The sequence below is a fragment of the Pseudomonas entomophila L48 genome, assembly GCF_000026105.1.
Classification (GTDB): Bacteria; Pseudomonadota; Gammaproteobacteria; order Pseudomonadales; family Pseudomonadaceae; genus Aquipseudomonas; species Aquipseudomonas entomophila.
Map to the genome: position 1 here is coordinate 1,088,566 of NC_008027.1, position 25,483 is coordinate 1,114,048.

Here is a 25,483-nt window from a genome sequence, read left to right on the forward strand (position 1 = left end):
GCCAGCAGTGTTCATATTTATGGCCACGGAACACGCGCCTCCCCCGAGCATGAAATCAGCAAAAAAAATTGTCATCGCACTCGCTGCCAGCCCTTGGTCGGCCCGACCCTGCAGTGATTGCCGTTGTTGATGAGAAACATTACTATTCGCGACCTCGCCCTGCCTCCCTGATGAACACACCCGTGTCCGGACACAAAGGCTTCCTCGACCACTACCAAGAGCTGATCGGCACCTGGACGCGCAAGTTGCGCAGTCGCCAGCAGGCCGAGGACCTCACCCATGACGCTTTCGTGCGGGTTCTGGAGAACCCGAACGAGCAGGTCGAGCAGCCGCGTGCTTATCTGCACCAGACCGCCCGCAACATCGCCGTCGATGGTTTCCGCCGCGAGGACCGACGCCAGGCCCTTGAGCTGGAGGCATTCGACGAAGGGGCGGCGGGCCATGACGACCCGGAGGCCTATGTGCATGCCTTGGAGTTGGCAGACTCTGTGGAGCGGGCCCTTGCAGAGCTGCCGCTCAATTGCCGGCGGGTGTTCGTCTGGCAGAAGCTCGAGGGGCTGACCCAGGCCGAGATCGCCGAGCGCATGGGCTTGAGCAAGAACATGGTCGAAAAGTATATGATCCGCACGCTCCGACATCTGCGTGAGCACCTGGATGTGTCGGCCAGATGAGTCAGGAGACCCCATTGATGAAACAGCACGTGCGCGAGCAGGCGGCCGAATGGTTCGCCCGGCTTCAGGACGCGCCGCGCGACGGCGAGTTGCAGGCTGGTTTTGGCCAGTGGCTGGCACAGCATCCGCAGCACGGCGAGGAGTACGAGCGGTTGGCGCAACTGTGGTGCGCCGCCGACTTCATCCCACGCCAGCGCCTCGAGGCACTTTGCGAGCCCGAGCCTGTACATCAATTGCCGCGCCGTCGCCTGCTGCGCCAGGCATTGGCCGCCAGCGTGGCGGTCGTGGCCCTCGGTCTGGGCTGGGTGGGTTGGCAGTACCAGCAACTGAACCATCAGGACACCCTGCAAACCGCCTTGGGCGAGCGCCGCCAGGTCGAGCTGCCCGACGGTTCGCGGCTGGAGCTCAACAGCGCTACCCGGTTACAGGTCGACTTTTCTCCCGGGCGCCGTCACGTGCGGTTAAGCCAGGGTGAGGCGATGTTCATCGTCGCCCATGACAGCGATCGGCCATTCGTGGTGAGCACCGCCCAGGGGAATGTGACCGTGACGGGCACGCGTTTCGATGTGCGTCAGGACCGCGACAGCACGCGTGTCGCGGTCGAGCAGGGTTCGGTGCGGGTCCAGGGAGCGGGGGATTCGCTGGCGCTGCTGGGGGCCGGCCAGGGTTCGCGCATCGATCCGCACGGCCAGGTCGCCGCGCCCTACGCCATCGATGCCAGTGCCCTGACGGCCTGGCGCCAGGGCAAGCTGGTGTTCGACAACGCACCACTGAGCGAAGTGGTCGCCGAAGTCTCGCGTTATCGCGCCCAGCCCTTGCGTGTCGCGCCAGGCAAAGTGGCGAACCTGCGCCTGTCCAGCACCTTCAGCAGCGACGACCCCGATGCGCTGCTGCGCGCCTTGCCGAACATCCTGCCGGTGGCGATCAAGCAGCACGCGGATGGCTCCAGCGAAATTATTTCGAAATAGATTCAGGTTTTTTTCTACTCGTTCGTCTTCCCCGCCAGCTGCAACTGCCAAGCATTTCCATTTGCATGCGGTTGGCGTTTATCCCGACTCTCAGGACCCCTCGAAGACGTGAACAACAATAAGCCCCTTCTCCAGCTTCGCCGTCTGGCACTGGCCCTGGCGGTCAGTGCCGCCGCTGGCAACAGCTATGCCGACACTATCCAGATCCAGGCGCAGCCGCTGGCTACCGCCCTGAAACAATTGGGTCAGCAGACCAGCCTGCAACTGTTCTTCAGCCCCGAACTGGTGGCCGGCAAGCAGGCCCCGGCCGTGTCGGGCAACCTGGCGCCGGAGCAGGCGCTGGAGCAGCTGTTGCAGGGCAGTGGGCTGACCTACGAGCAGTCCGCCGACACCGTGGTGGTCAAGCCGGCCCAGGCGGCTGGGACCCTCACCACCGGCAGCCTCGAGCTGGCGCCCACCGACGTCAAGGTGGTCGGCGACTGGCTGGGCGACGCCCAGCAGAGCGTGGTGCAGAACCACCCAGGCGCGCGTACCGTGGTACGCCGCGAGGCCATGGTAGAGAAGGGCACGATGAACGTGCGTGACGCCTTGCGCGGCATCCCCGGCGTGCAGGTGCAGGACTCCAACGGCACCGGTGGCAGCGACCTGTCGCTCAACGTCGGTGTGCGTGGCCTGACCTCGCGCCTGTCGCCGCGCTCTACCGTGCTGATCGATGGCATCCCGGCGGCCTTCGCTCCTTACGGCCAGCCGCAGTTGTCGATGGCGCCGATCTCCTCGGGCAACCTCGACAGCATCGATGTGGTGCGCGGCGCTGGCTCCGTGCGCTACGGCCCGCAGAATGTCGGTGGGGTGATCAACTTCGTGACCCGGGCGATCCCCGAGAAAGCCTCGGCGGAACTGTCCACCACCCTGGAAACCTCCCAACATGGTGGTTGGAAGCACACCGAGTCGGCATTTGCCGGTGGCACCGCCGACAACGGCATGGGCGTGGCCTTGCTGTACACCGGGGTGAATGGCAACGGCTACCGCGAAAGCAACAACGGCAACGACATCGATGACGTCATGCTCAAGACCCACTGGGCGCCCACCGACGTCGACGAGTTCTGGCTCAACTTCCACTACTACGACGGCCGCGCCGACATGCCCGGTGGCCTGACCCAGGCACAGTACGACAGCAACCCGTACCAGTCGCTGCGTGATTACGACTACTTCTCCGGCCGACGCAAGGACATGTCGTTCAAATGGCAGCGCCAGCTCGACGACGCCACCCAGTTCGAAGTGCTGACCTACTACACCGACAGCTTCCGCGGCAGTGCCATCGCCGCGCGCGACATGAAGACCCTGTCGTCGTACCCGCGCAACTACCACACCTTCGCAATCGAGCCACGGGTGTCGCGGATCTTCTTCGCCGGCCCGACCACCCAGGAAGTCAGCGTTGGTTACCGCTACCTGAAGGAAGCGATGCGTGAGCAATCGACGCGCCTGGCGCTGATCGACAACGTGCCGACTGTCACCCCGACCTCCGACGGCCATGTGTTCCAGGACCGCAGCGGCGGCACCGAGGCCAGTGCCTACTACATCGACGACAAGATCGACATCGGCAACTGGACCATCACCCCGGGCATCCGCTTCGAGCACATCAACACCGACTGGCGCGACCGCCCGGTACTGGACGCCAACAACCGGCCGGTGCCGGAGAAGAATCGCAGCATCACCAGCAACGAGCCGCTGCCGGCGCTGAGCGTGATGTACCACATCTCCGATGCCTGGAAAGTGTTCGCCAACTACGAGACGTCGTTCGGCAGCCTGCAGTACTTCCAACTGGGCCAGGGCGGTACCGGCAACAACACGGCCAATGGCCTGGAGCCGGAGAAGGCCAAGACCTACGAAGTGGGCACGCGCTATGACAACGGTGGTTTCGCTGGCGAGCTGACCGCGTTCTACATCGACTTCGACGACGAACTGCAGTACATCAGCAACGACATCGGCTGGACCAACCTGGGGGCCACCAAGCACCAGGGGATCGAGGCCTCGGTACGCTATGACCTGGCGGAGCTCGACTCGCGTCTGGAAGGCTTGTCGGTCAATGGCGGCTACACCTACACCCGCGCCACCTATGAAGGGGAGATTCCTGGATTCAAGGGCCGCGACCTGCCGTTCTACTCGCGCACGGTGGCCACCGCCGGCGTGCGATACGAGGTCAACCGCTGGACCTGGAACCTGGATGCCTACGCCCAATCCAAGCAGCGCGCGCCGGGCACCGGGATGAATGCCGATGGCAGTTTCAACGGTAACTACATCACCGAGCCGAGTGCCGATGGGCAGTATGGCGACATCCCAGGTTACGTGACCTGGCATGCACGCGGTGGCTATGCGTTCGGGCCGCAGCTGTCGAACCTGAAGCTGGCGGCGGGGGTGAAGAACCTCTTCGACAAGCAGTACTTCACCCGCTCCAGCGACAACAATGCCGGGCTCTATGTGGGTGAGCCGCGGACGTTCTACGTGCAGGCCAGTGTAGGGTTCTGATAGCGCGTCGCCTTTATCGCGGATGAATCCGCTCCTACAGAGGATGCGCTAACCCTGTAGGAGCGGATTTATCCGCGATGAGGCCGGCTCAGGAAACCACTGCCTCGGCCGGCGACACGATCGAGGTCTTCGCCCCCCGCGAGCGCCCTGAACTCAAGTACGCCGCAATCGACTCCTGTGTCACCTCCCCCAGAAACACGCCTTCGCTATCGAGCACCGGCAACCACGCCCGGTTGAACTCGTACATCCGCGACAGCAGGATGCGCAGGTGCTCGTCATGGGCCGCCGTGGCGTTGAACGCCCTCAGGAAATCTGCGCAGCTCCCCTGCTGGCGATGCATGTCGCGCCTGCGCACATACCCCAGGGCCTTGTTCTGCCCGTCGGTGACCACCACATAACGCCGGTCATGTTCATCCAGCAGCTCCAGCGCATCGCTCACCGATGTTTCCGGGCTCACCGATGGCGCGTTGTCCGCGGCATCTTCCGCTCGCACCAGCAACAGACGTTTCAACGTGCTGTCCTGGCCGACGAAGTTGCTGACGAAATCATCCACCGGGTGGGCCAGCAGCGTGTCCGGATGGTCCAGCTGCAACAGCTTGCCGGCTCGGAAGATGGCGATCTTGTCGCCCAGCTTGATGGCTTCGTCGATGTCATGGCTGACCATGATCACGGTCTTGTTCAGCGCCCGCTGCATCTCGAAGAACTCGTGCTGGATCAGCTCGCGGTTGATCGGGTCGACCGCACCGAACGGCTCGTCCATCAGCAACACCGGCGCTTCGGCGGCGAGGGCGCGGATCACGCCGATGCGTTGCTGCTGACCACCGGACAGCTCACGCGGATAGCGCTGCAGGTATTGCTTGGGCTCGAGCTTGATCATGTGCATCAGCTCGCGGGCGCGGTCGTGGCACTTCTGCTTGTCCCAGCCGAGCAGGCGTGGGACCACGGTGATGTTTTCCTCGATGGTCATGTTGGGGAACAGGCCGATCTGCTGGATCACGTAGCCGATACGGCGGCGCAACGTGACTTCGTCCAGTGCACTGGTGTCCTCGCCATTGATCAGCACTTGGCCGGAGGTCGGGGTGATCAGGCGGTTGATCATCTTCAACGTGGTGCTCTTGCCGCAGCCCGACGGGCCGAGGAATACGCAGATCTCACCTTCGTTGACGGTGAGGCTTACCGCGTCGACGGCTTTGACATCCTTGCCGTTGGCGTTGAAGGTCTTGCTGAGGTTCTTCAGTTCGATCATGGGCGCAGTCCTTCCGGAGTCAGGGCACGTTGCAGGGTTTGCAGGAGCAGGTCGGCGATGATCGCCAGCAGGCTGACGAGCACGGCACCGACCAGCAGCATCGACATGTCGCTGCGGCTGATGGCGGTGAGGATGAGCACCCCCAAACCACCGGCGCCGATGGTGGCGGCGATGGTCATCACGCCGATGTTCATCACCACGGCGGTGCGCACGCCAGCGAGGATCACCGGTACGGCGATGGGCAGCTCGACCATGCGCAAGCGCTGGCCGAAGGTCATGCCGATACCGCGGGCGGCTTCACGGATGCCGGGTTCGACGTTGGTCAGGGCCAGGTAGGTGTTGCGCAGTATCGGCAGCAGTGAATAGAGGAACACCGCAGTGATCGCCGGCAGCGGGCCGAGGCCCTGGCCGAACTTCGAGTAGAACGGCAGCAGCAGGCCGAACAGCGCGATCGAGGGGATGGTCAGCAGCACCGTGGCGCTGGCTTGCAGGGGGCCGGCGAACACCGGGAAGCGGGTCATCAGGATGCCCAGCGGCACGCCGACGACGATGGCCAGCCCCACGGCGATGCCGACCAGGGTGATGTGCTGCCCGGTCAGTTGCAGGACCTGGGCCCAGTCGAGGTGGGCAAAGGTATCGAGCAGGTTCATGGTTGTACCTCGCCGAGTGAGTGCTCACGCAGGAATGCGGTGGCGACCACGGTCGGGCTCTGGTGCTCGACATCGACCTGGGCGTTGAGCTGGCGCATGGTCTCGTCGTCCAGCTGTTCGGCCAGCGGCTTGAGCAGGGCGGCCAGTTGCGGGTGGGCGTCCAGCACCGCTTTGCGCAACACCGGCGCCGCCGTGTAGTCGGGGAAGTAGTGCTTGTCGTCTGCCAGCAGCTTGAGGGCGAAGGCGTTCAGGCGCCCGTCGGTGGTGTACACCAGCCCGGCGAACACCTGGTTGTTGCGCATCGCGGTGTACACCAGGCCGCCATCCATCTGGCGGATGTTGCGGCGGTCCAGGGGCAGGTCGTACACCTCGCGCAGGCCGACCAGGCCATCGGGACGGTTGGCGAACTCGGTGTCCAGGGCTACCAGGTGGTGGCGGGTGCGTTCAGCGTGCAGCACCTGTTTGAGATCACTGATGGTGTTGACCTGTGGATAGGCTTCGGCCACCTGCCTGGGCAGGCCCAGGGCATAGGTGTTGCTGAACTTCGACGGGCTCAGCCAGACCAGGCCTTTCTTCGCATCGAGTGCCTTCACGCGGGCGTAGGTGGCTTCGGCGTTGGGCATGCGTTCGTCGATATGGTTGTAGGACACCAGTGAGACCCCGGTGTATTCCCACATCAGGTCGAGCTGCCCGGTCTCCTGGGCCTGGCGGGCGATATTGCTGCCAAGGCCCGAGGTCACCCGCACGTCGAAGCCGTTGGCGCGCAGGTACTGGGCGGTGATTTCGGCGAGCACGGTCTGTTCGGTGAACACCCGGGCGCCGATGCGGATCAGCGGTTTGTCCGCCGCCTGGGCAAAGCCTGCGCATAGCAGGGCCGCGCCCAGGAGCAAGGCGATTGTCTTCTTCATGGTTTCCCTCTTGTTATCGGGCCAGGCCACGTTCCAGCCAGCGCTTGCTGGAGAAACTCACCAGCGCGTCGAGCGCCAGGGCCAGCAGCGCGGTGCACGCGGCACCCAGTAGCAGCTGCGGCTGGTTGTTCAGGGCAATGCCGGGGAAGATCAGGCTGCCCAGGCTGTTGGCGCCGATCAGAAACGCCAGCGGCGCGGTGCCCACGTTCAACGCCAGGGCCACGCGCACCCCGCCGACGATGATCGGCACGGCGTTGGGCAGTTCCACCTGCCACAGCTGCTGGCGCGGGGTCATGCCGATGCCGGTGGCGGCTTCCTTGAGCGAGGCGGGGACATTTTTCAGGCCCTCGTAGGTGTTGCGCACGATGGGCAGCAGGGAGGCGAGGAACAGCGCGAAGATCGCGGGACCGGCGCCGATGCCCAGGACACTCAGGGCAATGGCCAGGACGGCCAGGGGAGGGATGGTGTTGCCAACATTGAAAAACTGCATGAAGCGTTCGGCCTTGTCGACCCGGTGCGGTCGACTCAAGGCAATGCCGGCGGGGATGCCCACGGCCAGCGCCGCCGCCATCGAAGCCAGCACCAGGACCAGGTGCGCTTGCAGGTAGAACCCAAGATCGTCGCGGTAGCGGGCGATCGTGTCGATGCCGATCCAGTGGACCAGCAGGGCCAGGATGACGAGCACGGCGGCCCATCCCAACAGCCCTTTTCCGTAGCGTGCAGCCACAGGCGGACTCCTTTTTTGTAGTCGGCGATCACACCCCCGTGCGGCCGGCCATTCCTGGCGGCGGGCAGCGTGGTCGCGAGTAGCAGCCCGATGCGTGGCATCAGGCCATGAGCCGAACCCCGTCGGGCTCGTGAAGCGGGTGAAACCAGCCCTGAACCGAGGCGGGTTGCAGGGGAGTGGACGTCTCCGTGGAGGGAAAGGTTCCCATCTGAGGCGGCATTTGGCCAGTGTTAATCACTGGGAGTAGTGATTTTTCGCACTAGAAAACAACGTGATTCCTACCTAGCGGCGTTGCTTTACCTGCTATCGATCCTCTTGTGCCGATGGACAAAATTCCTTTCTCGATTTTCACAGTATTTTCTTGAGGGAATATTCCTTTGGAGGTATTTTCTGGTGTGGACGATCAGATTCTGTGAGGAGTTCATGAGCGACTTCGATGCGTTGGATGACGCTGTGCAAGAACGAATGCTTGGTCACCTGCGGTTGTTGTAATCCTCGGGTCCTGCGCTTGGGCGTCCTCATGTAGATACGTTGAATGGATCCCGGTATTCGAACATGAAGGAGTTGAGATTTACCGAGCGTAATGCGGTCTGGCGCGTTGCATTTGCATTTGACCCTGACCGCCAGGCAGTGATCTTGGTAGCAGCTGACAAGGCCGGGGTGAGGGAAAACAGGTTCTATCAGAGGTTGATCAAGCAGGCAGACGCTCGCTTTGAAAACCACCTGTCGAGAGGAGAGAACGATGTCCAAGACACTTGATGAGGTCATCAACGGACTGTCCCCAGAGCGCAAAGAGCGAGTGGAGCAACTGGGGCGTCAATTGATTCGCGAAGAAATCACCCTTCAGGGATTACGAAAGCAACTCGAATTCACTCAGGAAGGTTTGGCGGAGCGCCTGGAGATTCGTCAGGGCAACATTTCGAAGGTGGAAAAGCGCAGTGACATGTTGATTTCGACCCTGCGCAGCTACGTGGAAGCATTGGGCGGTACGCTGGAACTCGTTGTTCATATGCCTGGTCGTTCACCTATCACGCTTGACGGCTTTTCTGAGGATCAGGCAAAGCGCGCCTGATAGACCATCATTGACCAGTGGCCGGGATCAGACTTTGGTCCCCGCCTAAGTTCAGGTATCATATCGCCCCTTTTTGAATCCCCAGTCAGGCGATTTCCCATGACCAACCAGGCCGCCGAAGTCGCGAAGCGCCGCACTTTCGCCATCATTTCCCACCCCGACGCCGGTAAGACCACCATCACCGAGAAGCTCTTGCTGATGGGCAAGGCGATCTCCGTCGCGGGTACCGTGAAGTCGCGCAAGTCCGACCGCCACGCCACCTCCGACTGGATGGAAATGGAGAAGCAGCGCGGCATCTCCATCACCACCTCGGTGATGCAGTTCCCCTACCGCGAGCACATGATCAACCTGCTCGACACCCCCGGCCACGAGGACTTCTCGGAAGACACCTACCGCACCCTGACCGCGGTGGACTCGGCGCTGATGGTGCTCGACGGCGGTAAGGGTGTCGAGCCGCGTACCATCGCCCTGATGGATGTCTGCCGCCTGCGTGACACGCCGATCGTCAGCTTCATCAACAAACTCGACCGTGACATCCGCGACCCGATCGAACTGCTCGACGAAATCGAGGCGGTATTGAAGATCAAGGCTGCGCCGATCACCTGGCCGATCGGGTGCTACCGCGACTTCAAGGGCGTGTACCACCTCACCGGCGACTACATCATCGTCTACACCCCGGGCCACGGCCACGAGCGCACCGAGGCCAAGATCATCCAGAAGCTGGACTCGGACGAAGCCCGCGCCCACCTGGGTGACCAGTACGATTCGTTCGTCGACCAGCTGGAGCTGGTGCAGGGTGCCTGCCATGAGTTCAACCAGGACGAGTTCATCAATGGCCAGCTGACCCCGGTGTTCTTCGGTACCGCGCTGGGCAACTTCGGTGTCGACCACGTGCTCGACGCGGTCGTCGATTGGGCGCCACGCCCGCTGGGTCGTGTCGCCCACGAGCGTACCGTCGAGCCGGTCGAGGAGAAGTTCACCGGCTTCGTGTTCAAGATCCAGGCGAACATGGACCCGAAACACCGCGACCGCATCGCGTTCATGCGCATCTGCTCGGGCAAGTACGAGAAGGGCATGAAGATGCGTCACGTGCGGCTGAACAAGGACCTGCGCATCGGTGACGCGTTGACCTTCTTCTCGTCCGAGCGTGAGCAACTGGAAGAAGCCTTTGCCGGCGACATCATCGGCCTGCACAACCACGGCACCATCCAGATCGGCGACACCTTCACCGAAGGCGAGGCGCTGGGCTTCACCGGTATCCCGCACTTCGCGCCCGAGCTGTTCCGCCGTGTGCGCCTGAAGGACCCGCTGAAATCCAAGCAACTGCGCCAGGGCCTGCAGCAGCTGGCCGAAGAGGGCGCCACCCAGGTGTTCTTCCCCGAGCGCAGCAACGACATCATCCTCGGTGCGGTCGGTGTACTGCAGTTCGACGTGGTCGCCAGCCGCCTTAAGGAAGAGTACAAGGTCGAGTGCGCCTACGAGCCGATCACCGTCTGGTCGGCGCGCTGGATCAGCTGCGATGACAAGAAGAAGCTGGAGGAATTCCAGAACAAGGCCATGGAGAACCTGGCCATCGACGGTGGCGGCCACCTCACTTACCTGGCCCCGACCCGGGTCAACCTGTCGCTGATGGAAGAGCGCTGGCCGGACATCAAGTTCCGCGCGACCCGCGAGCATCACTGACCGTACAGGTCTTCACCTGACCCTGTAGGAGCGGCCTTTCGCGGCTCAAGGCCGCTCCTACAGGGGTAAGCGTAGACCCCGCAGTTAATTTCCCGCTTTTATGCTGGTCCAGATCCGCGTTCTGATGCGGTCGATCTTCGCCGGCATTGCCTCCAGCGCATACAACTTGCCCATCACGTCTTCGCTCGGATAGATCATCGTGTTGCCCTTCATCGCCGGGTCCACCAGCGCATCAGCTTGCTGGTTGCCATTGGCGTACTGCACGAAGTTGCTGATGTTCGCCATCACTTCTGGCTGCAGCAGGTAGTTCATGTAGGCATAACCCGCCTTCTCGTCGGGCGCATCGGCTGGCATGGCCACCATGTCGAACCACATCGGCGCGCCTTCCTTCGGGATCGAGTAACCCACCTTCACCCCGTTCTTCGCTTCTTCGGCGCGGTTCTTCGCCTGCAGCACATCGCCCGAGAAGCCCACCACCACGCACACATCGCCATTGGCCAGGTCGCCGGTGTACTTCGAGGAGTGGAAGTAGCTGATGTATGGGCGCACCTTCATCAGCAGGTCCTTGGCCTTGTCGTAGTCGGCCGGGTTCTGGCTGTGATGCGGCAAACCTAGATAGTGCAGGGCGATGGGCAACAGTTCGGGGCCGTTGTCCAGCACTGCCACACCGCAACTCTTGAGCTTGGAGAGGTATTCGGGCTTGAAGAACAAGTCCCACGAATCGATGGGCGCATTGTTGCCGAGCACCGCCTTGACCTTGTCGATGTTGTAGCCGATGCCGGTGCTGCCCCACAGGTACGGGAAACCGTACTGGTTGCCCGGGTCGTTCACTTCCAGCGCCTTGAGCAGCACCGGGTTGAGGTTCTTCCAGTTCGGCAGCTGCGACTTGTCGAGCTTCTTCAGGGCTCTGCCCTGGATTTGCCGGGCCATGAAATGGTTCGAGGGGAACACCACGTCGTAGCCGGAGTTGCCGGTCATCAGCTTGCCGTCGAGGGTCTCGTTGCTGTCGAACACGTCGTAGGTCGGCACGATGCCGCTGGTCTGCTGGAAGTGCTTCAGGGTGTCCGGGGCAATGTAGCTCGACCAGTTGTAGATCTTCACCGAGTCGGCGGCGCTGGCGACGCTTGCGGCCAGCATCAGGGGAGCGAGAAGGAGCGTGCGCATGTCGGGGTTACCTTGCTTTGTCTGTTGTTATCGAAGGCAGGCGATCAGCGGATCAGAAGATCAATACGTAGGTCTTGCGCACGGTCTCCTGGATATCCCAGGTGCCGAGGCTGTTGGCCGGTAGCATCAGGGCGTCTCCGGCTTCTATGACAACGGGCTCGCCACCGTCAGGGGTGAAGGTGCAGCGGCCCTTGATGAAATGGCAGAACTCCTGCTGCACGATCTGCCGTCGCCAGCGGCCCGGGGTGCACTCCCAGATACCGGTCTCGACACCGTCGCTGCGCTCGACGCAGGTGACCGAGGTGACGGCGACCGGCTCGCCGAGGGGGATGGCGACCGGGGTGGAACTGTCCAGGATGACGCTGTCGGTGTGCTTGAACTGGGTGATGCTCATGACCGGTGGATCCTGTGGGGTGATGAAGGAAAGTCAGTGCATGAAGCCTTCCATGAAGTCGGCCAACCCGCTGGCCAGGCGCCGCCGCCAGGGGGGGCTGGCCGGGTTGGCGAGGGTCCGGTCCTCGTGGACGAAGCTTTGGATGATCGCGTTGTAGCCCAGCCAACGGCAGGGTTCGGGTGGCCAGCTGGCCAGGCTCGACAAGGGGCGGTTGTCGTGCACCCAGGGCTGGGCGGTGAGTGCGTTGTGTTGACCGAGAATCAGTGCCGCCAAAGTGCGGCCACCCAGGTTGGTGGCGCCGACACCTTCGCCGCCATAGCCACCGGACAGGGCGATGCCGCGCTGGCGGTCGCACAGCATGTGCGGGCGGAAGCGTCGGGCCATGCCCAGGTTGCCACCCCAGGAATGGGTGATGCGCACGTGCTTGAGTTGCGGGAACAGTTCGCCGAACAGGTAGCGGCGCAGCTCGACTTCGTTGTCGGTGAGGGTGAAGTCCTCGCGCAGGCGGCCACCGAAGCGGTAGCCGCCACGAGCACCGAACACCAGGCGGTTGTCGGCGCTGCGCTGGCCATAGGTGACCTGGCGGCTGCTTTCGCTGAAGGCCTGGCCCTGGCTCAGGCCGATCTGTTCCCAGGTCGACTCCGGCAACGGCTCGGTGGCCACCAGCAGGCTCTGCACGGGTAGCTGGTGACGCCCGAGCGGTGGCAGGCTGGCGGCGTAGCCTTCGACGGCGGGCACCACCCAATGGCTGCGGATGCGTGCCAGTGGCGTGCGCACCTCGCCGGTCTGCCAGTCGATGGCGGGTGTGTTCTCGTAGATGGGCACGCCCATGGCCTCGACCGTCCGTGCCAGGCCACGCACCAGCTTGGCCGGCTGGATCGTGGCGACATGCGGGCTGTAGAGGGCGCCATAGGGGTTGCTCACCTTCAGCTGAGCGTCCAGCTGTTCGGGACGCAGCCAGCGGTAGTCGTCTTCGTTCATGCCCTGGCGGTAGAGATCGTCGAGCCAGGCGCGCAGGCTGCGCTCCTGTTCCGGATAGCGGGCGGCACAGTAGAGCACGCCGCCCTTGCGGTAATCGCAGTCGATGCCTTCATGCTGGAGCACGTCGTGGACTTCGTCGGGGATGCCATGCAGCAGGTTGATACTTTCACGACGCTGTTGTGGCGAGAGGGTGGCGAGCAGGCGGTCCTCGCCCAGCAAGTTGCCCATCAGCCAACCACCGTTGCGCCCGGACGCGCCGAAGCCGGCGATGTTGGCCTCGATCACGGCGATGTTCAGCTGCGGTGCTTGGCGCTTGAGGTAGTAGGCGGTCCACAGGCCGGTGTAGCCGGCACCGATGATGCACACGTCGATGTCCAGATCGGTGCGCAGGGCCGGGCGCGCGCACAGCGGCTCGTCGAGCTGGTCCATCCACAGGCTGATCGTGCGCAGGGGTTGCATCGGGGCGGGCTCCACATCCGGGATAGGTCTGTGGGCGATCCTAGTGAAGCGTGGGGAGGGCTGTCTTACGTGCGTGCACGCAGGGAAATTTGCCTGAGATAGGCCTTTGGCGAGAGTCCGGTGTGCTCGCGGAAGCACTTGTAGAAAGCCGACAGCGAGTTGAAACCGGCATTGAACGCCAGTTCGTCGATGGGCGTGCGTATGCTGCCGTCGCCCAGGCTGGCCATCAGGTGTTGCAGGCGGGCCTGGTTGACGTAGCGGTAGAAGCTCTGGCCGAGCACCTGGTTGAGCAGGTAGGAAATCTGGTTGCGGCTGTAGCCGCTTTCGTCGGCGACCTGCTGCAGGTCGAGTTCCGGGTCAAGGTAAGGGCGTTGACCCTGGAAGTAATGCTCCAGGTCTTGGGCCATGGTCGACAGTTGGCGAGGTGACAAGCCCAGGCGGCTGGTGGCTGGGCGGTGCCCGCCGGGCAGGCTGGCGCTGGCGCCCTGACGCACCAACGTGGCGTATTCGTTGACTCGCCAGATCAGCCCGTCCCTTACCGTGATCGCCTCGCTGGACTGGAACGCCACCAGCCCTTCGCCGCCCTGGACCGTGACCTGGTACTGGATGAAGGCCGTGCAGCCATCGACACGGATACGATCGCTGTGGACGATGTCCTCGCCCGCCTCATGGGGCAGGCAGGCGCGCACGTAGTCGCGCAAGTCGTCGTAGCCGAGCACGCGGTTCTGGAAGAAGTCGTGGTACTGGATGTCGGGGTGGTAGAGCGCCATTACCCCGTCGAGGTCGCGATGCTTCCAGCACAGGTGGTAGCGCATGACGGTGTCGGCGGTGAGCGGGGTTTGCCCGGGGCCGTCGGGGAGAGGCGTGGCGGTCATGGGCTTGATAGTGCATTGCAGAAAACCCAGGCGCAAGGGCATGGATCCGGCATTTTGCACGGTTTTCCCGAGCGGTTACCGGCTAAGGCTTTGATTCATATATGTGTAATTTTTTGATACAGCTGGCATGGGCGCTGCACCTCTTTTGATCAACACCAAACGAGGAGAACAGCCATGCGCTCGATACTGCTGTGGATGATTGGGGTGCCGATTCCGGTGATTATCCTGATCTGGTTCTTCATGCATTGATACAGCCCTTCGCCGGCAAGCCGGCTCCTACAGGGGTACGCGATACCTGTAGGAGCCGGCTTGCCGGCGAAGAAGATCACACGGATCTAGAGAAACTGCTCGGCATAGTGGCACGCCACCTGCCGCGTGCTCACCTGGCGCAACGCCGGCACTTCCTTGGCGCAACGCTCGGTGGCATGCGGGCAGCGCTTGTGGAACGCGCAGCCATCCGGTGGGTTCAACGGGTTGGGCAGCTCACCGGCAATGCGGATCTTCGGCTTGAGCGGATCCGGATGGATCGCCGGGGTCGCCGACAACAGTGCCTGTGTATACGGATGCAGCGGCTTGTCGTAGATATCCTCCTTCGGCCCCATCTCCGCCGGCCGGCCCAGGTACATCACCAGCACCTGGTCCGCCACGTGGCGCACCACCGCCAGGTTGTGGGAGATGAACACGTAGGCGGTGTTGAACTCCTTCTGCAGGTCCATGAACAGGTTCAGCACCTGGGCCTGGATCGACACGTCGAGGGCGGAGGTCGGTTCGTCGGCCACCAGCACCTTCGGTTGCAGCATCATCGCCCGAGCCAGGGCGATGCGCTGGCGCTGCCCCCCGGAGAACATGTGCGGGTAGCGCTGGTAGTGCTCGGGGCGCAGGCCCACCTGCTCCATCATCTTCTGCACTTTTTCGCGGCGCTCGGCCTTGCTCAGCGAAGTGTTGATCAGCAGCGGTTCGGCAAGTTGGTCACCGATCTTCTGCCGTGGGTTGAGCGACGCATAGGGGCTCTGGAACACCATCTGCACGTCCCGGCGCAGTTGTTTGCGCTGGTCCTTGCTGGCGCCTTTCACCTCATGGCCGGCAATTTGCAGCGAGCCGGAGGAGGGTTCCTCGATCAGGGTCAGGGCCCGGGCCAGGGTGGACTTGCCGCAGCCGGACTCGCCGACCACGGCCAGGGTCTTGCCAGCCTCCAGTTCGAACGACACGCCGTTGAGCGCGCGTACCAGCGCATGGCCCTTGAACAGGCCGCGGGAGACTTCGTAGTGGCGGGTCAGCTCACGGGCGGATAGAACGACGGTCATCACGCCACCTCCTGGTTCAGCGGATAGAAGCAACGCACCAGGCTGTGGGCCTGGGGATCAAGGGCCGGGCGCTGGCGACGGCAGTTTTCCTGCACGTACGGGCAGCGCGGCGACAGCAGGCAGCCTTGCGGGCGGTCATAACGACCGGGGACGATGCCGGGCAGGGTGGCCAGGCGTTCGGCGCCGATGCTGTGCTCGGGAATGGCCGCCAGCAGCGCTTCGCTGTACGGGTGGGCGGGGATGTCGAACAGTTCCGGCACCTGGCCCACCTCGACGGCTTGGCCCGCATACATGACGCACACGCGCTTGGCGGTTTCGGCGACCACGGCCAAGTCATGGGTGATGAGAATCAGCGCCATGTTGCGCTCTTTCTGCAGGTTGACCAGCAGCTCCATGATCTGTGCCTGGATGGTCACGTCGAGGGCGGTGGTCGGTTCGTCGGCGATCAGCAGCTTCGGTTCGCCGGCGATGGCCATGGCGATCGCCACCCGCTGGCTCATGCCGCCGGACAGCTGGTGCGGGTAGGCGTCCAGGCGGCTTTCGGCGGCCGGGATCTCGACTTTTTTCAGCAGCTCCAGGGCCCGCTGGCGCGCGGCCTTGCCTTTGAGGCCGAGGTGCTGGCGCAGCACTTCCTCGATCTGGTAACCCACGGTGTAGCTGGGGTTGAGTGCGGTCATCGGGTCCTGGAAGACCATGGCGATGTCCTTGCCCACCACCTTGCGGCGCTGGCGGCCGCTGAGCTTGAGCATGTCGATGCCGGCGAAGTTGAGCACATCGGCGGTGATACGCCCGGGCGCGTCGATCAGGCCCATCAGGGCCATCATGGTGACCGACTTGCCGGAGCCGGACTCGCCGACGATGGCGAGGATCTCGCCGGCTTCCACGGCCAGGTCGAGGCCGTCCACCACGGGTACGGCATTGGCGTCGCCGAAGCGCACGTTCAGGTTGTTGATCTGCAACAGTGACATGGCGTTCTCCTCAGGCGGCGTTCTTGAGTTTCGGGTCCAGCGCGTCGCGCAGGCCGTCGCCCATCAGGTTGATTGCCAGCACACTGAGCAAAATGGTCAGGCCGGGCAGGCTCACCACCCACCAGGCGCGTTCGATGTAGTCGCGGGCCGAGGCCAGCATGGTGCCCCACTCGGGGGTCGGCGGTTGCACGCCAAGGCCCAGGAAGCCCAGGGCGGCGGCGTCGAGAATCGCCGAGGAGAAGCTCAGCGTGGCCTGCACGATCAGCGGCGCCATGCAGTTGGGCAGCACGGTGACGAACATCAGGCGCGGCAGGCCGGCACCGGCCAGGCGCGCGGCGGTGACGTAGTCGCGGTTCAGCTCGCCCATCACGGCGGCGCGGGTCAGGCGCACATACGATGGCAGCGAGACGATGGCGATGGCGATCACGGTGTTGATCAGGCCAGGGCCGAGGATGGCGACGATGGCCACGGCCAGCAGCAGCGAGGGCAGGGCCAGCATCACGTCCATCAGGCGCATGATCGAAGGGCCGAGCAGGCGCGGGAAGAAGCCGGCGAACAGGCCGAGCAGGATCCCCGGGATCAGCGACATCACCACCGACGACAGGCCGATCAGCAGCGACAGGCGCGCACCCTGGATCAGCCGCGAGAGCAGGTCGCGACCCAGTTCGTCGGTACCCAGGATGAACTGCCAGGTGCCGCCTTCCAGCCACACCGGCGGGGTGAGCAGGAAGTCGCGGTACTGCTCGCTGGGGTTGTGCGGCGCCACCCAGGGGGCGAACAGGGCGCAGAACACCACCAGGATCATGAAGGCCAGGCCGGCCACCGCGCCTTTGTTGCGCGAGAAGGCCTGCCAGAATTCCTTGTACGGCGAGGGGTAGAGCAAACTTTGGTCGACCGCGCTGGACGGGGTCACGGATTTCGGAATCGGGCTAGTCATGACGGGAGCCTCAGCGCTGATGACGGATGCGTGGGTTGACCAGGCCGTAGAGGATGTCCACGACGAAGTTGACCAGGATCACCAGGCAGGCGATCAACAGGATGCCGTTCTGGACCACGGGGTAGTCACGGGCGCCGATGGCTTCGATCAGCCATTTGCCGATGCCCGGCCAGGAGAAGATGGTTTCGGTGAGCACGGCACCGGCCAGCAGTGTGCCGACCTGCAGGCCGAATACGGTCAGTACCGGGATCAGCGCGTTGCGCAGGCCGTGGATGAACACCACGCGCGATGGCGACAGGCCTTTGGCGCGGGCGGTGCGGATGTAGTCCTCGCGCAGCACTTCGAGCATCGACGAACGGGTCATGCGGGCGATCACCGCCAGCGGGATGGTGCCCAGCACGATGGCCGGCAGGATCAAGTGCATCACCGCATCCTTGAACGCGCCCTCTTCGTCACTGAGCAGGGTGTCGATGAGCATGAAACCGGTCTTGGGCTCGATGTCGTAGAGCAGGTCGATGCGCCCGGACACCGGTGTCCAGCCGAGGCTCACGGAGAAGAACATGATCAGGATCAGGCCCCACCAGAAGATCGGCATCGAATAACCGGCCAGCGAGATGCCCATCACCCCATGGTCGAACAGCGAGCCGCGCTTGAGCGCGGCGATCACCCCGGCCAGCAGGCCGATGACGCCGGCGAACAGCAGGGCGGCCATGGCCAGCTCCAGGGTTGCCGGGAACAGGGTGAGGAATTCGTTCCATACGCTTTCACGGGTGCGCAGGGATTCGCCCAGGTCGCCCTGGGCGAGCTTGCCGACATAGTCCAGGTACTGGGCCGGCAGCGGCTTGTTCAGGCCCAGGCGCTCCATGGCCTGGGCGTGCATTTCGGGGTCGACCCGGCGTTCGCCCATCATCACTTCGACGGGGTCGCCGGGGATCAGGCGTATGAGCGCGAAGGTCAGCAGGGTGATACCGAAGAAAGTCGGGATCAGCAGACCCAGGCGTCGGGCAATAAAACTCAACATTGTCGGGGGTACCTCATCAGCCGGAACGGCGGTGCCGCCGGGGCCCCTTGCAGAGGGTCCGGCGGCTGTTGTTGTTCTACTTCACCTTGGTGGTGGCGAAGTTGTTGTTGGTCAGTGGGTTGATCACATAGCCTTCGACGTTCTCGCGCATGGCGGTGAACATTTTCGGGTGGGCCATGCTGATCCAGGGCTGGTCTTCATCGTACACCGCCAACGCCTCGTTATAGAGCTTGGCGCGCTCGTCGTTGTCGATCACTTCGCGGGCCCGGGTGATCAGGCCCTGGAATTTCTGGTTGCACCAGCGGGCGTAGTTCTCGCCGCTCTTGACGGCATCGCAGCTGAGCATCGGGGTCAGGAAGTTGTCCGGGTCGCCGTTGTCGCCGGCCCAGCCCGCCGATACCAGGTCGGCTTCGCCTTTCTTGGCGCGGCGCAGCATTTCGGCCCATTCCATCACACGGATGTCGAGCTTGATGCCGATCTTGGCCAGGTCGGACTGGAGCATTTCCGCGGACAGGCGCGGGTTGGGGTTGGTCGGGCCACCGCCGTTGCGGGTGAACAGGGTGATCACCGTGCCTTCAGGTACGCCGGCTTCCTTGAGCAGGGCGCGGGCCTTGTCCAGGTCGTGGGGCGGGTTCTTGTTGTCGGTGTTGTAGCCGATCATGGTCGGCGGGTACGGGTTGACGCCGGGCAGCGCGTTGCCCTTGCCGAACAGCTGGTCGACGTGGGTCTGGCGGTCGAAGGCCATGTTGATCGCCTTGCGCACGCGCACATCGCTCAGGTACTTGTGCTGGGTGTTCATCGAGATGTAGCCGGTGACCAGCGCCTCGATCTCGGCGACCTTGAGTTTCGGGTCGGTCTTGATACCCGGCACGTCGTCAGGCTTGGGGTACAGGGCAATCTGGCACTCGTTGGCGCGCAGTTTCTGCAGGCGCACGTTGCTGTCAGTGGCGATGGCGAAGATCAGCCCGTCGGCCGGTGGCTTGCCGCGGAAGTAGTCCGGGTTGGCCTTGTAGCGAACCTGGGCATCCTTGTTGTAGCGCTGGAAGATGAACGGGCCGGTGCCGATCGGCTTGCTGTTGAGGTCGGCGGTCTTGCCGGCCTTGAGCAGCTGGTCGCCGTACTCGGCAGAGTAGATCGAGGTGAAGGCCATGGCCATGTCGCGCAGGAACGGCGCTTCGGGGCGGGTGAGGGTGATCACCACGGTGTGGTCGTCGGTCTTTTCCACCGACTTGAGCAGGTCCTTGAAGGCCATGCTCTCGAAATAGGGGAAGCCGATGCTGGTCTTGTCATGCCACGGGTGGTCGGGCCGCAATTGGCGGTTCAGGCTCCACAGCACGTCGTCGGCATTGAAGTCGCGGGTTGGGGTGAAGTAGTCGGTGGTGTGGAACTTGACACCTTCACGCAGGTGGAAGGTGTAGACCAGCCCGTCGGGGCTGACGTCCCAGCTCTTGGCCAGGGCCGGCTGGATCTCGGTGGTGCCGGGCTTGAAGTCGACCAGGCGATTGAAGATGGCCTCGGCGGTGGCGTCGGCGGTCACGGCGGTGGTGTACTGGACGATGTCGAAGCCCTCGGGGCTCGCCTCGGTGCACACCACCAGCGGCTTGGCCGCCAGATTCGACGCCGCGCCCAGGATGACCGCTGCCAGGGCAGCGCGTAGCGGTAGCGATTTCATGGAACCTCCCTGCAGTCAATGTTCCAGCGTAGCCGCCACGGCCCGTTGTTAATCGGGCCGTGGCGCCAACGGTCAGAGGATGTTGAACGGAATGGTGGTGACCAGGCGGAACTCGTCCAGGCTGCCATCGCCCTGGGCCTTGCTGGCGCGGTGGGCGGTGTAGGTGGCGCGGATGGCGGTATCCTTCAGCGGGCCGCTCTGTATCGCGTAGCTGGTCCCGAAGCCCCACTCGTAGTGGGTTTCGCCGTCCAGGCCTTTCACATCGTACGAGGTGCCCTTGTAGTGGGTACCGTCGATGCCCCAGCCGCGGGCGTTGTACAGGTTGAACTTGAGGCCCGGCACACCGTACGGCGCCATGTTCAGCACGTAGCTGATCTGCAGGGATTTCTCGTTCGGGCCGTTGAAGTCCGACAGCAGGGAGTTGGCCAGGTAGATGCCGTTGGTTTCGTGCAGGTAGTCGAAGTACTCGTTGCCGTTGACCTGCTGCCAGGAGGCGCTGAGCGTGTGGGCCTGGTGGGTCAGCCCGAACGACAGGCTGTAGGTGTCGTTGTCGATCTCGCCCATCTTCTTGCTGCCCTGGTCCACGGTCTTGTAGTAGTTCAGACCGGTGGTCAGGCTCAGCACCGCGCTGTCGCCCAGCACGTGGTTGGCGCCGACGTAGTACTGGTTCCAGAAGTCTTCCGCGCGGGTGGCGTAGAAGCTGGTGGTCAGGCTCTTGAGCGGTTGGTAGTTGATGCCGGTGGTGCTGACGCGGTCGGTCTCCACACCGTTGCCGTATTCGCTGCGGAACTTGCTCAGGCTCTGTTCGGTACGCGGCGAGACGCGGTCGAAGGTACCCAGGTCGAACGACAGGTTGTCGAACTCGGCGCTGTGCAGGAACGCACCCTGGAAGCTCGAGGGCAGGGCACGGTTGCCGATGTAAGCGACCATGGGCGTGTCGACCGACTGGCGACCGACGGTCAGCGTAGTGTTGGAAACGCGGGCCTTGACGTTGCCCAGGCCCATCTTGCTCCACTGGCCGATGACATCACCGTCGCTGTGGGTGAGCGTGCGGTTGTTGGGGCCGGCCACGGCGGCGCGGCCGCGTTCAAGGGCGATGGCGTTGTAGGCGGCGGCCTCGACGGCGAAGCCCACGGTGCCTTCGGTGAAGCCCGAGCTGTAGTTGAGGATGGTGCCCTGCACCCAGTTGTTACGGCTGTGGGTCTCGTGGCGGGTACCGTCGCTCTTGTAGTACTTCCACAGTGCCGCGCGGGTGGCGCGTTCGTGGGCATACCAGTTGCGGGTGCTGCCGGACAGGCTCTGGCCGTCGATGAAACCTTTGCTCTCGGCCTGCTCGCTGCTCGACTTGAGCGTGACCGGAACGAAGTCCTGGCTGGCGGGTTCGGCCAGGGCCAGGGCGCTGAAGGCGCCGACGGACAAGGCTAATGCGGTGAGTGTGAAACGTCTCAAGATTAAAGCTCCCTTTATATTTTTTTAGTTATCACCCAGGCCTTGTGGGCCGGGCCTGCTGCGGTGCTGCGGTACTGCAATGTTTGCCTTGGGGTCACCAGGCAAATCCGGGCTGCACGCGGGCGCGGGAGTGGGTCTCACTCCCGGCCGCGCGGTGCAGGGTCAATCGATGCTGACGCCGGAAAATACGTTGCGTCCGAAGGGGCTGACCTTGAAATCTTTCACGCCGATGCTCAGTGGCTGGTTGACCGTGGAGTGGGCCACCGGAGTGATCGGCACTTGTTGCTTGAGGCGTTGCTGGGCCTGCTGGTAGAGGGCGGTGCGCTGTTCACGGTCGGTGACCTGCTTGGCCTTGTTGACCAGCGCGTCGTACTGCGGGTCGCACCACAGCGAGTAGTTGTTGCTGCCGATGGCGCCGCAGCTGTACAGGGTGCCCAGCCAGTTGTCCGGGTCACCGTTGTCGCCGGTCCAGCCGATCAGGGCGATGTCGTGTTCGCCGTTTTTCATGCGCTTGAGGTACTCGCCCCACTCGTAGCTGACGATGCGTACCTTGAAGCCCAGCTTGCTCCAGTCCGATTGCAGCATTTCGGCCATGAGCTTGGCGTTGGGGTTGTAGGGGCGCTGCACCGGCATGGCCCACAGGGTGATTTCGGTGCCTTTCTTGACCCCGGCCTGCTTGAGCAGCTGTTTGGCTTTTTCCGGGTCGTACTTGGCGTCCTTGAGCGAGGTGTCGTAGGACCACTGCGTGGGCGGCATGGCATTGACCGCTGGCTGGCCGGCGTCCTGGTAGACCGCCTGGATGATCGCCTGCTTGTTCACCGCCATGTCCATGGCCTGGCGCACTTCAACGCGGTCGAACGGTGGGTGCTGGGTGTTGTAGGCGATGTAGCCGAGGTTGAAGCCCGGTTGCGTCATCACCTGCAGCTTGTCGTCCTGCTTGAGCGCGGGCAGGTCGGCCGGGCGTGGGTGCAGGGTGATCTGGCATTCGTTGCGGCGCAGCTTCTGGATGCGCACCGAGGGGTCGACGTTGATGGAGAACACCAGGTTGTCGATCTTCACCAGATCGGGGGCCCAGTAGTCCTTGTTGCCCTTGTAGCGGATCTGCGAGTCCTTTTGATAGCGCTGGAACACGAACGGGCCGGTACCGATCGGTTTCTGGTTGATATCGCTGGGCTTGCCGCTGGCCAGCAGGTGCTCGGCGTACTCGGCGGAAAGGATCGAGGCGAAGGCCATGGCGATGTTCTGCAGGAACGCGGCATCGACCTTGTTCAGGGTGAAGACCACGGTCAGTGGGGCGGTCTTCTCGACCTTGGCGATGTTCTTGTCCAGCCCCATGCTGATGAAGTAGGGGAACTCGGTGGGGTAGGCCTTGCGGAAGGGCTGGTCCTTGTCGAGCATGCGGTTGAAGGTGAACAGCACGTCGTCGGCGTTGAAGTCGCGGGTGGGCTTGAAGTCCTTGTTGGCGTGGAACTTCACGCCGGGCCGCAGGTGGAAGGTGTACTTCAGGCCATCTTCCGAGACTTGCCAGTCGGTGGCCAGGCCTGGCTGCACCGCGGTGCCGCCACGTTCGAACTCGACCAGGCGGTTGTAGATCGGTTCGGCGGCGTCGTTGTCGGTGGCCGCGGTGTACTGGGCGGTGTCGAAACCGGCCGGGCTGCCCTCGGAGCAGAACACCAGGTTGTTGGCCGCGACAAGCGGCGCCTGGCTCAGCAGGCCGAGGGCGAGCAGGGTGGAACTCAGTGTTGTGAGGCGCATGGCAGATCCTTTGTCCGTGTATTTCGGCCGCGACAGGCAAAACGCGGCTGCAACGTCCCGGCCCTGACGATAGAAGCGCCAGAATGCGGGAGCCAGAGTCAGATACTGATAAGTGAGCGGGAGCTGTCCGGTGAGCGCTAGGGAATTGCCCTACGTATCACCCGGTCGTGTCACCGTCCTGCCGAATATTCCGACAGGACGGTCACGGCCGTTAGTTGTCCACGCTTACCCCGTAGAAGGAGTTCAGGCCGAAGGGGCTGATCTTGAAGTCCTTCACTTTCGTGCTCATGGGCTGATACACGGTGGAGTGGGCGATCGGGGTGATCGGCACCTGCTCCTTGAGGATGTGTTGCGCCTGCTTGTACAGCTCGGTGCGTTTGGCCTGGTCGGGGGTGGCCTTGGCCTGCTTGATCAGGTCGTCATACGGCTTGTAGCACCACTTGGAGAAGTTGTTGCCGTCCATTGCATCGCAGCCGTACAGGGTGCCCAGCCAGTTGTCCGGGTCACCGTTGTCGCCGCTCCAGCCGATCAGCATGGCGCCTTGCTCGCCACCTTTGGAGCGCTTGATGTACTCGCCCCACTCGTAGCTGACGATCTTGGCCTTGATGCCGACCTTGGCCCAGTCCGATTGCAGCATCTCGGCCATCAGCTTGGCGTTGGGGTTGTAGGGGCGCTGCACCGGCATGGCCCACAGGGTGATCTCGGTGCCTTCCTTGATGCCGGCTTCCTTGAGCAGCTGCTTGGCTTTCTCAGGGTCGTACTTGGCGTCCTTGATCGTGGTGTCGTAGGACCATTGCGTCGGTGGCATGGCGTTGACCGCCAGCTGGCCGGCGCCCTGGTACACCGACTCGATGATCTGCGGCTTGTTCACCGCCATGTCCAGCGCTTCGCGCACCTTGAGTTGCGACAGCGGGTTGGGCTCGTTGCTGCCCTTGACCTTGTCCATCACGTTGTAGGCGATGTAGCCGAGGTTGAAGCCGGCCTGGTCAGGCATCTTCAGCTTCGGATCCTGCTTGAGCGGCGCGATGTCGGCCGGGCGCGGGAACAGGGTGACCTGGCACTCGTTCTTCTTGAGTTTCTGCATGCGCACCGAGGCGTCGGTGCTGATGGCGAAGATCAGGTTGTCGATCTTCACGTCCTCGGGCTTCCAGTAGTCCTTGTTGCCCTTGTAGCGGATCTGCGCGTCCTTCTGGTACTTGCTGAACACGAACGGGCCGGTGCCGATGGGTTTCTGGTTGATATCGGCGGCCTTGCCTTCCTTGAGCAACTGGTCGGCGTATTCGGCGGACTGGATGGAGGCGAAGCTCATGGCGAGGTTCTGGATGAACGCGGCGTCCACTTCGTTGAGGGCGAAACGCACGGTGTGGTCATCGACCTTCTCGACCTTGGCGATGTTCTTGTCCATGCCCATGTCGGTGAAGTAAGGGAACTCGGTGGGGTAGGCCTTGCGGAAGGGGTGGTTCTTGTCGAGCATGCGGTTGAAGGTGAACAGCACGTCGTCGGCGTTGAACTCACGGGTGGGCTTGAAGTACTCGGTGGTGTGGAACTTCACGCCGTCACGCAGGTGGAAGGTGTACGTCTTGCCGTCGTCGGACACTTCCCACTTGGTGGCCAGGCCCGGGATCACCGCGGTGCCGCCGCGCTCGAACTGCGTCAGGCGGTTGAAAATGGTTTCGGCGGAGGCGTCAAAGTCGGTCCCGGTGGTGTACTGGCCAGGGTCGAAACCGGCTGGGCTGCCTTCTGAGCAGAACACCAGGTTGGTCGCGGCGAGGGCGGACGGAGCGCCGGCTAGCAAGCCTGCACTGACCAGGAACGGGAGGACTGCGTGTTTGAGCATGGTGGCCTCATTGTTGTCATTTTTCGAATTGAGGCGGCCTCGTGAGCCGACCTGCGGATACTTATGCAGGGGCCATTCCCAATGCAACACTCAGCAGGATGGTTGACGGCAAAAATGTGGGACGGACGTACATGGATGTCGCATCCATATAACTTTGGCGAATGTTGATCGTTTGCGCAGTCGTTTGGCCCGTTAATTTCTAGATGTTTCGCGCCA

At 63.3% G+C, this 25,483-nt stretch carries 21 protein-coding genes and 1 pseudogene; 6 read left to right on the forward strand and 16 right to left on the reverse strand.

What is annotated here, in order from left to right; genetic code table 11:
- Positions 1 to 170 precede the first annotated feature (170 nt).
- From PSEEN_RS04820 to PSEEN_RS04830, 3 genes are all read left to right on the forward strand, one after another.
- Positions 171 to 671: a sigma-70 family RNA polymerase sigma factor gene (locus PSEEN_RS04820; RefSeq protein WP_011532361.1), complete on the forward strand. Its 501-nt coding sequence runs from the start codon at positions 171 to 173 to the stop codon at positions 669 to 671.
- Positions 672 to 688: 17 nt separating this feature from the next.
- Positions 689 to 1,639, forward strand: a complete 951-nt coding sequence (locus tag PSEEN_RS04825; RefSeq protein WP_011532362.1) for a FecR family protein — start codon at positions 689 to 691, stop codon at positions 1,637 to 1,639.
- Positions 1,640 to 1,747: 108 nt separating this feature from the next.
- Complete coding sequence (locus PSEEN_RS04830; protein WP_011532363.1) at positions 1,748 to 4,165, forward strand: TonB-dependent siderophore receptor; 2,418 nt, start codon at positions 1,748 to 1,750, stop codon at positions 4,163 to 4,165.
- A gap of 88 nt (positions 4,166 to 4,253) precedes the next feature.
- On the opposite strand, the gene PSEEN_RS04835 is transcribed toward PSEEN_RS04830, so the two are convergent.
- The 4 genes from PSEEN_RS04835 to PSEEN_RS04850 are packed head-to-tail and all read right to left on the reverse strand — an operon-like array spanning position 4,254 to position 7,696.
- On the reverse strand, positions 4,254 to 5,411 hold the full coding sequence (locus PSEEN_RS04835; RefSeq protein ID WP_011532364.1) for an osmoprotectant ABC transporter ATP-binding protein OsmV: 1,158 nt from the start codon (positions 5,409 to 5,411) through the stop codon (positions 4,254 to 4,256).
- The gene (locus PSEEN_RS04840; RefSeq protein WP_011532365.1) at positions 5,408 to 6,061 is read right to left on the reverse strand and encodes an ABC transporter permease; all 654 of its coding nucleotides are present in this window, start codon (positions 6,059 to 6,061) and stop codon (positions 5,408 to 5,410) included. The genes PSEEN_RS04835 and PSEEN_RS04840 overlap by 4 nt, the downstream gene beginning before the upstream one ends.
- Positions 6,058 to 6,969 (reverse strand): glycine betaine ABC transporter substrate-binding protein, encoded by a 912-nt coding sequence (locus PSEEN_RS04845; protein WP_011532366.1) that lies wholly within the window; start codon positions 6,967 to 6,969, stop codon positions 6,058 to 6,060. The genes PSEEN_RS04840 and PSEEN_RS04845 overlap by 4 nt, the downstream gene beginning before the upstream one ends.
- A 13-nt stretch (positions 6,970 to 6,982) precedes the next feature.
- Entirely contained in the window at positions 6,983 to 7,696 is a 714-nt protein-coding gene (locus tag PSEEN_RS04850; protein WP_011532367.1) for an ABC transporter permease, read from the reverse strand.
- A gap of 510 nt (positions 7,697 to 8,206) precedes the next feature.
- Here PSEEN_RS04850 and PSEEN_RS26965 point away from each other — a divergent pair.
- From PSEEN_RS26965 to PSEEN_RS04865, 3 genes and pseudogenes are all read left to right on the forward strand, one after another.
- Positions 8,207 to 8,455: pseudogene (locus PSEEN_RS26965) on the forward strand (type II toxin-antitoxin system RelE/ParE family toxin); the annotation flags it as partial.
- Positions 8,439 to 8,768, forward strand: coding sequence for a helix-turn-helix domain-containing protein (locus tag PSEEN_RS04860; RefSeq protein ID WP_011532370.1), 330 nt, complete (start codon positions 8,439 to 8,441; stop codon positions 8,766 to 8,768). The pseudogene PSEEN_RS26965 and the gene PSEEN_RS04860, both read left to right, overlap by 17 nt.
- A 99-nt stretch (positions 8,769 to 8,867) precedes the next feature.
- Positions 8,868 to 10,451 (forward strand): peptide chain release factor 3, encoded by a 1,584-nt coding sequence (locus tag PSEEN_RS04865; protein WP_011532371.1) that lies wholly within the window; start codon positions 8,868 to 8,870, stop codon positions 10,449 to 10,451.
- Positions 10,452 to 10,535: 84 nt separating this feature from the next.
- Here the strand turns inward: PSEEN_RS04865 and PSEEN_RS04870 are convergent, their stop codons facing one another.
- The 12 genes from PSEEN_RS04870 to PSEEN_RS04925 form a co-directional block, all read right to left on the reverse strand.
- On the reverse strand, positions 10,536 to 11,615 hold the full coding sequence (locus PSEEN_RS04870; RefSeq protein ID WP_011532372.1) for a polyamine ABC transporter substrate-binding protein: 1,080 nt from the start codon (positions 11,613 to 11,615) through the stop codon (positions 10,536 to 10,538).
- A gap of 52 nt (positions 11,616 to 11,667) precedes the next feature.
- Positions 11,668 to 12,009 carry a cupin domain-containing protein gene (locus PSEEN_RS04875; RefSeq protein ID WP_011532373.1) on the reverse strand — a complete coding sequence of 114 codons (342 nt, stop codon included), beginning with the start codon at positions 12,007 to 12,009 and terminating at the stop codon, positions 11,668 to 11,670.
- A gap of 33 nt (positions 12,010 to 12,042) precedes the next feature.
- Entirely contained in the window at positions 12,043 to 13,449 is a 1,407-nt protein-coding gene (locus PSEEN_RS04880; RefSeq protein WP_011532374.1) for an NAD(P)/FAD-dependent oxidoreductase, read from the reverse strand.
- 65 nt (positions 13,450 to 13,514) lie between these two features.
- The gene (locus PSEEN_RS04885; protein ID WP_011532375.1) at positions 13,515 to 14,324 is read right to left on the reverse strand and encodes an AraC family transcriptional regulator; all 810 of its coding nucleotides are present in this window, start codon (positions 14,322 to 14,324) and stop codon (positions 13,515 to 13,517) included.
- A gap of 335 nt (positions 14,325 to 14,659) precedes the next feature.
- Positions 14,660 to 15,628 carry a peptide ABC transporter ATP-binding protein gene (locus PSEEN_RS04890; RefSeq protein WP_011532376.1) on the reverse strand — a complete coding sequence of 323 codons (969 nt, stop codon included), beginning with the start codon at positions 15,626 to 15,628 and terminating at the stop codon, positions 14,660 to 14,662.
- The gene (locus PSEEN_RS04895; protein ID WP_011532377.1) at positions 15,628 to 16,596 is read right to left on the reverse strand and encodes an ABC transporter ATP-binding protein; all 969 of its coding nucleotides are present in this window, start codon (positions 16,594 to 16,596) and stop codon (positions 15,628 to 15,630) included. The genes PSEEN_RS04890 and PSEEN_RS04895 overlap by 1 nt, the downstream gene beginning before the upstream one ends.
- 10 nt (positions 16,597 to 16,606) lie before the next feature.
- Complete coding sequence (locus PSEEN_RS04900; RefSeq protein WP_011532378.1) at positions 16,607 to 17,533, reverse strand: ABC transporter permease subunit; 927 nt, start codon at positions 17,531 to 17,533, stop codon at positions 16,607 to 16,609.
- 10 nt (positions 17,534 to 17,543) lie between these two features.
- Positions 17,544 to 18,554 carry an ABC transporter permease subunit gene (locus tag PSEEN_RS04905; RefSeq protein WP_011532379.1) on the reverse strand — a complete coding sequence of 337 codons (1,011 nt, stop codon included), beginning with the start codon at positions 18,552 to 18,554 and terminating at the stop codon, positions 17,544 to 17,546.
- 76 nt (positions 18,555 to 18,630) lie between these two features.
- Positions 18,631 to 20,226 carry an ABC transporter substrate-binding protein gene (locus tag PSEEN_RS04910; RefSeq protein WP_011532380.1) on the reverse strand — a complete coding sequence of 532 codons (1,596 nt, stop codon included), beginning with the start codon at positions 20,224 to 20,226 and terminating at the stop codon, positions 18,631 to 18,633.
- Positions 20,227 to 20,298: 72 nt separating this feature from the next.
- Positions 20,299 to 21,675: an OprD family porin gene (locus tag PSEEN_RS04915; protein WP_011532381.1), complete on the reverse strand. Its 1,377-nt coding sequence runs from the start codon at positions 21,673 to 21,675 to the stop codon at positions 20,299 to 20,301.
- Positions 21,676 to 21,837: 162 nt separating this feature from the next.
- Positions 21,838 to 23,430: an ABC transporter substrate-binding protein gene (locus PSEEN_RS04920; RefSeq protein WP_011532382.1), complete on the reverse strand. Its 1,593-nt coding sequence runs from the start codon at positions 23,428 to 23,430 to the stop codon at positions 21,838 to 21,840.
- A 211-nt stretch (positions 23,431 to 23,641) separates the two neighbouring features.
- On the reverse strand, positions 23,642 to 25,267 hold the full coding sequence (locus PSEEN_RS04925) for an ABC transporter substrate-binding protein (protein WP_011532383.1): 1,626 nt from the start codon (positions 25,265 to 25,267) through the stop codon (positions 23,642 to 23,644).
- Between the last annotated feature and the right edge of the window lie 216 nt (positions 25,268 to 25,483).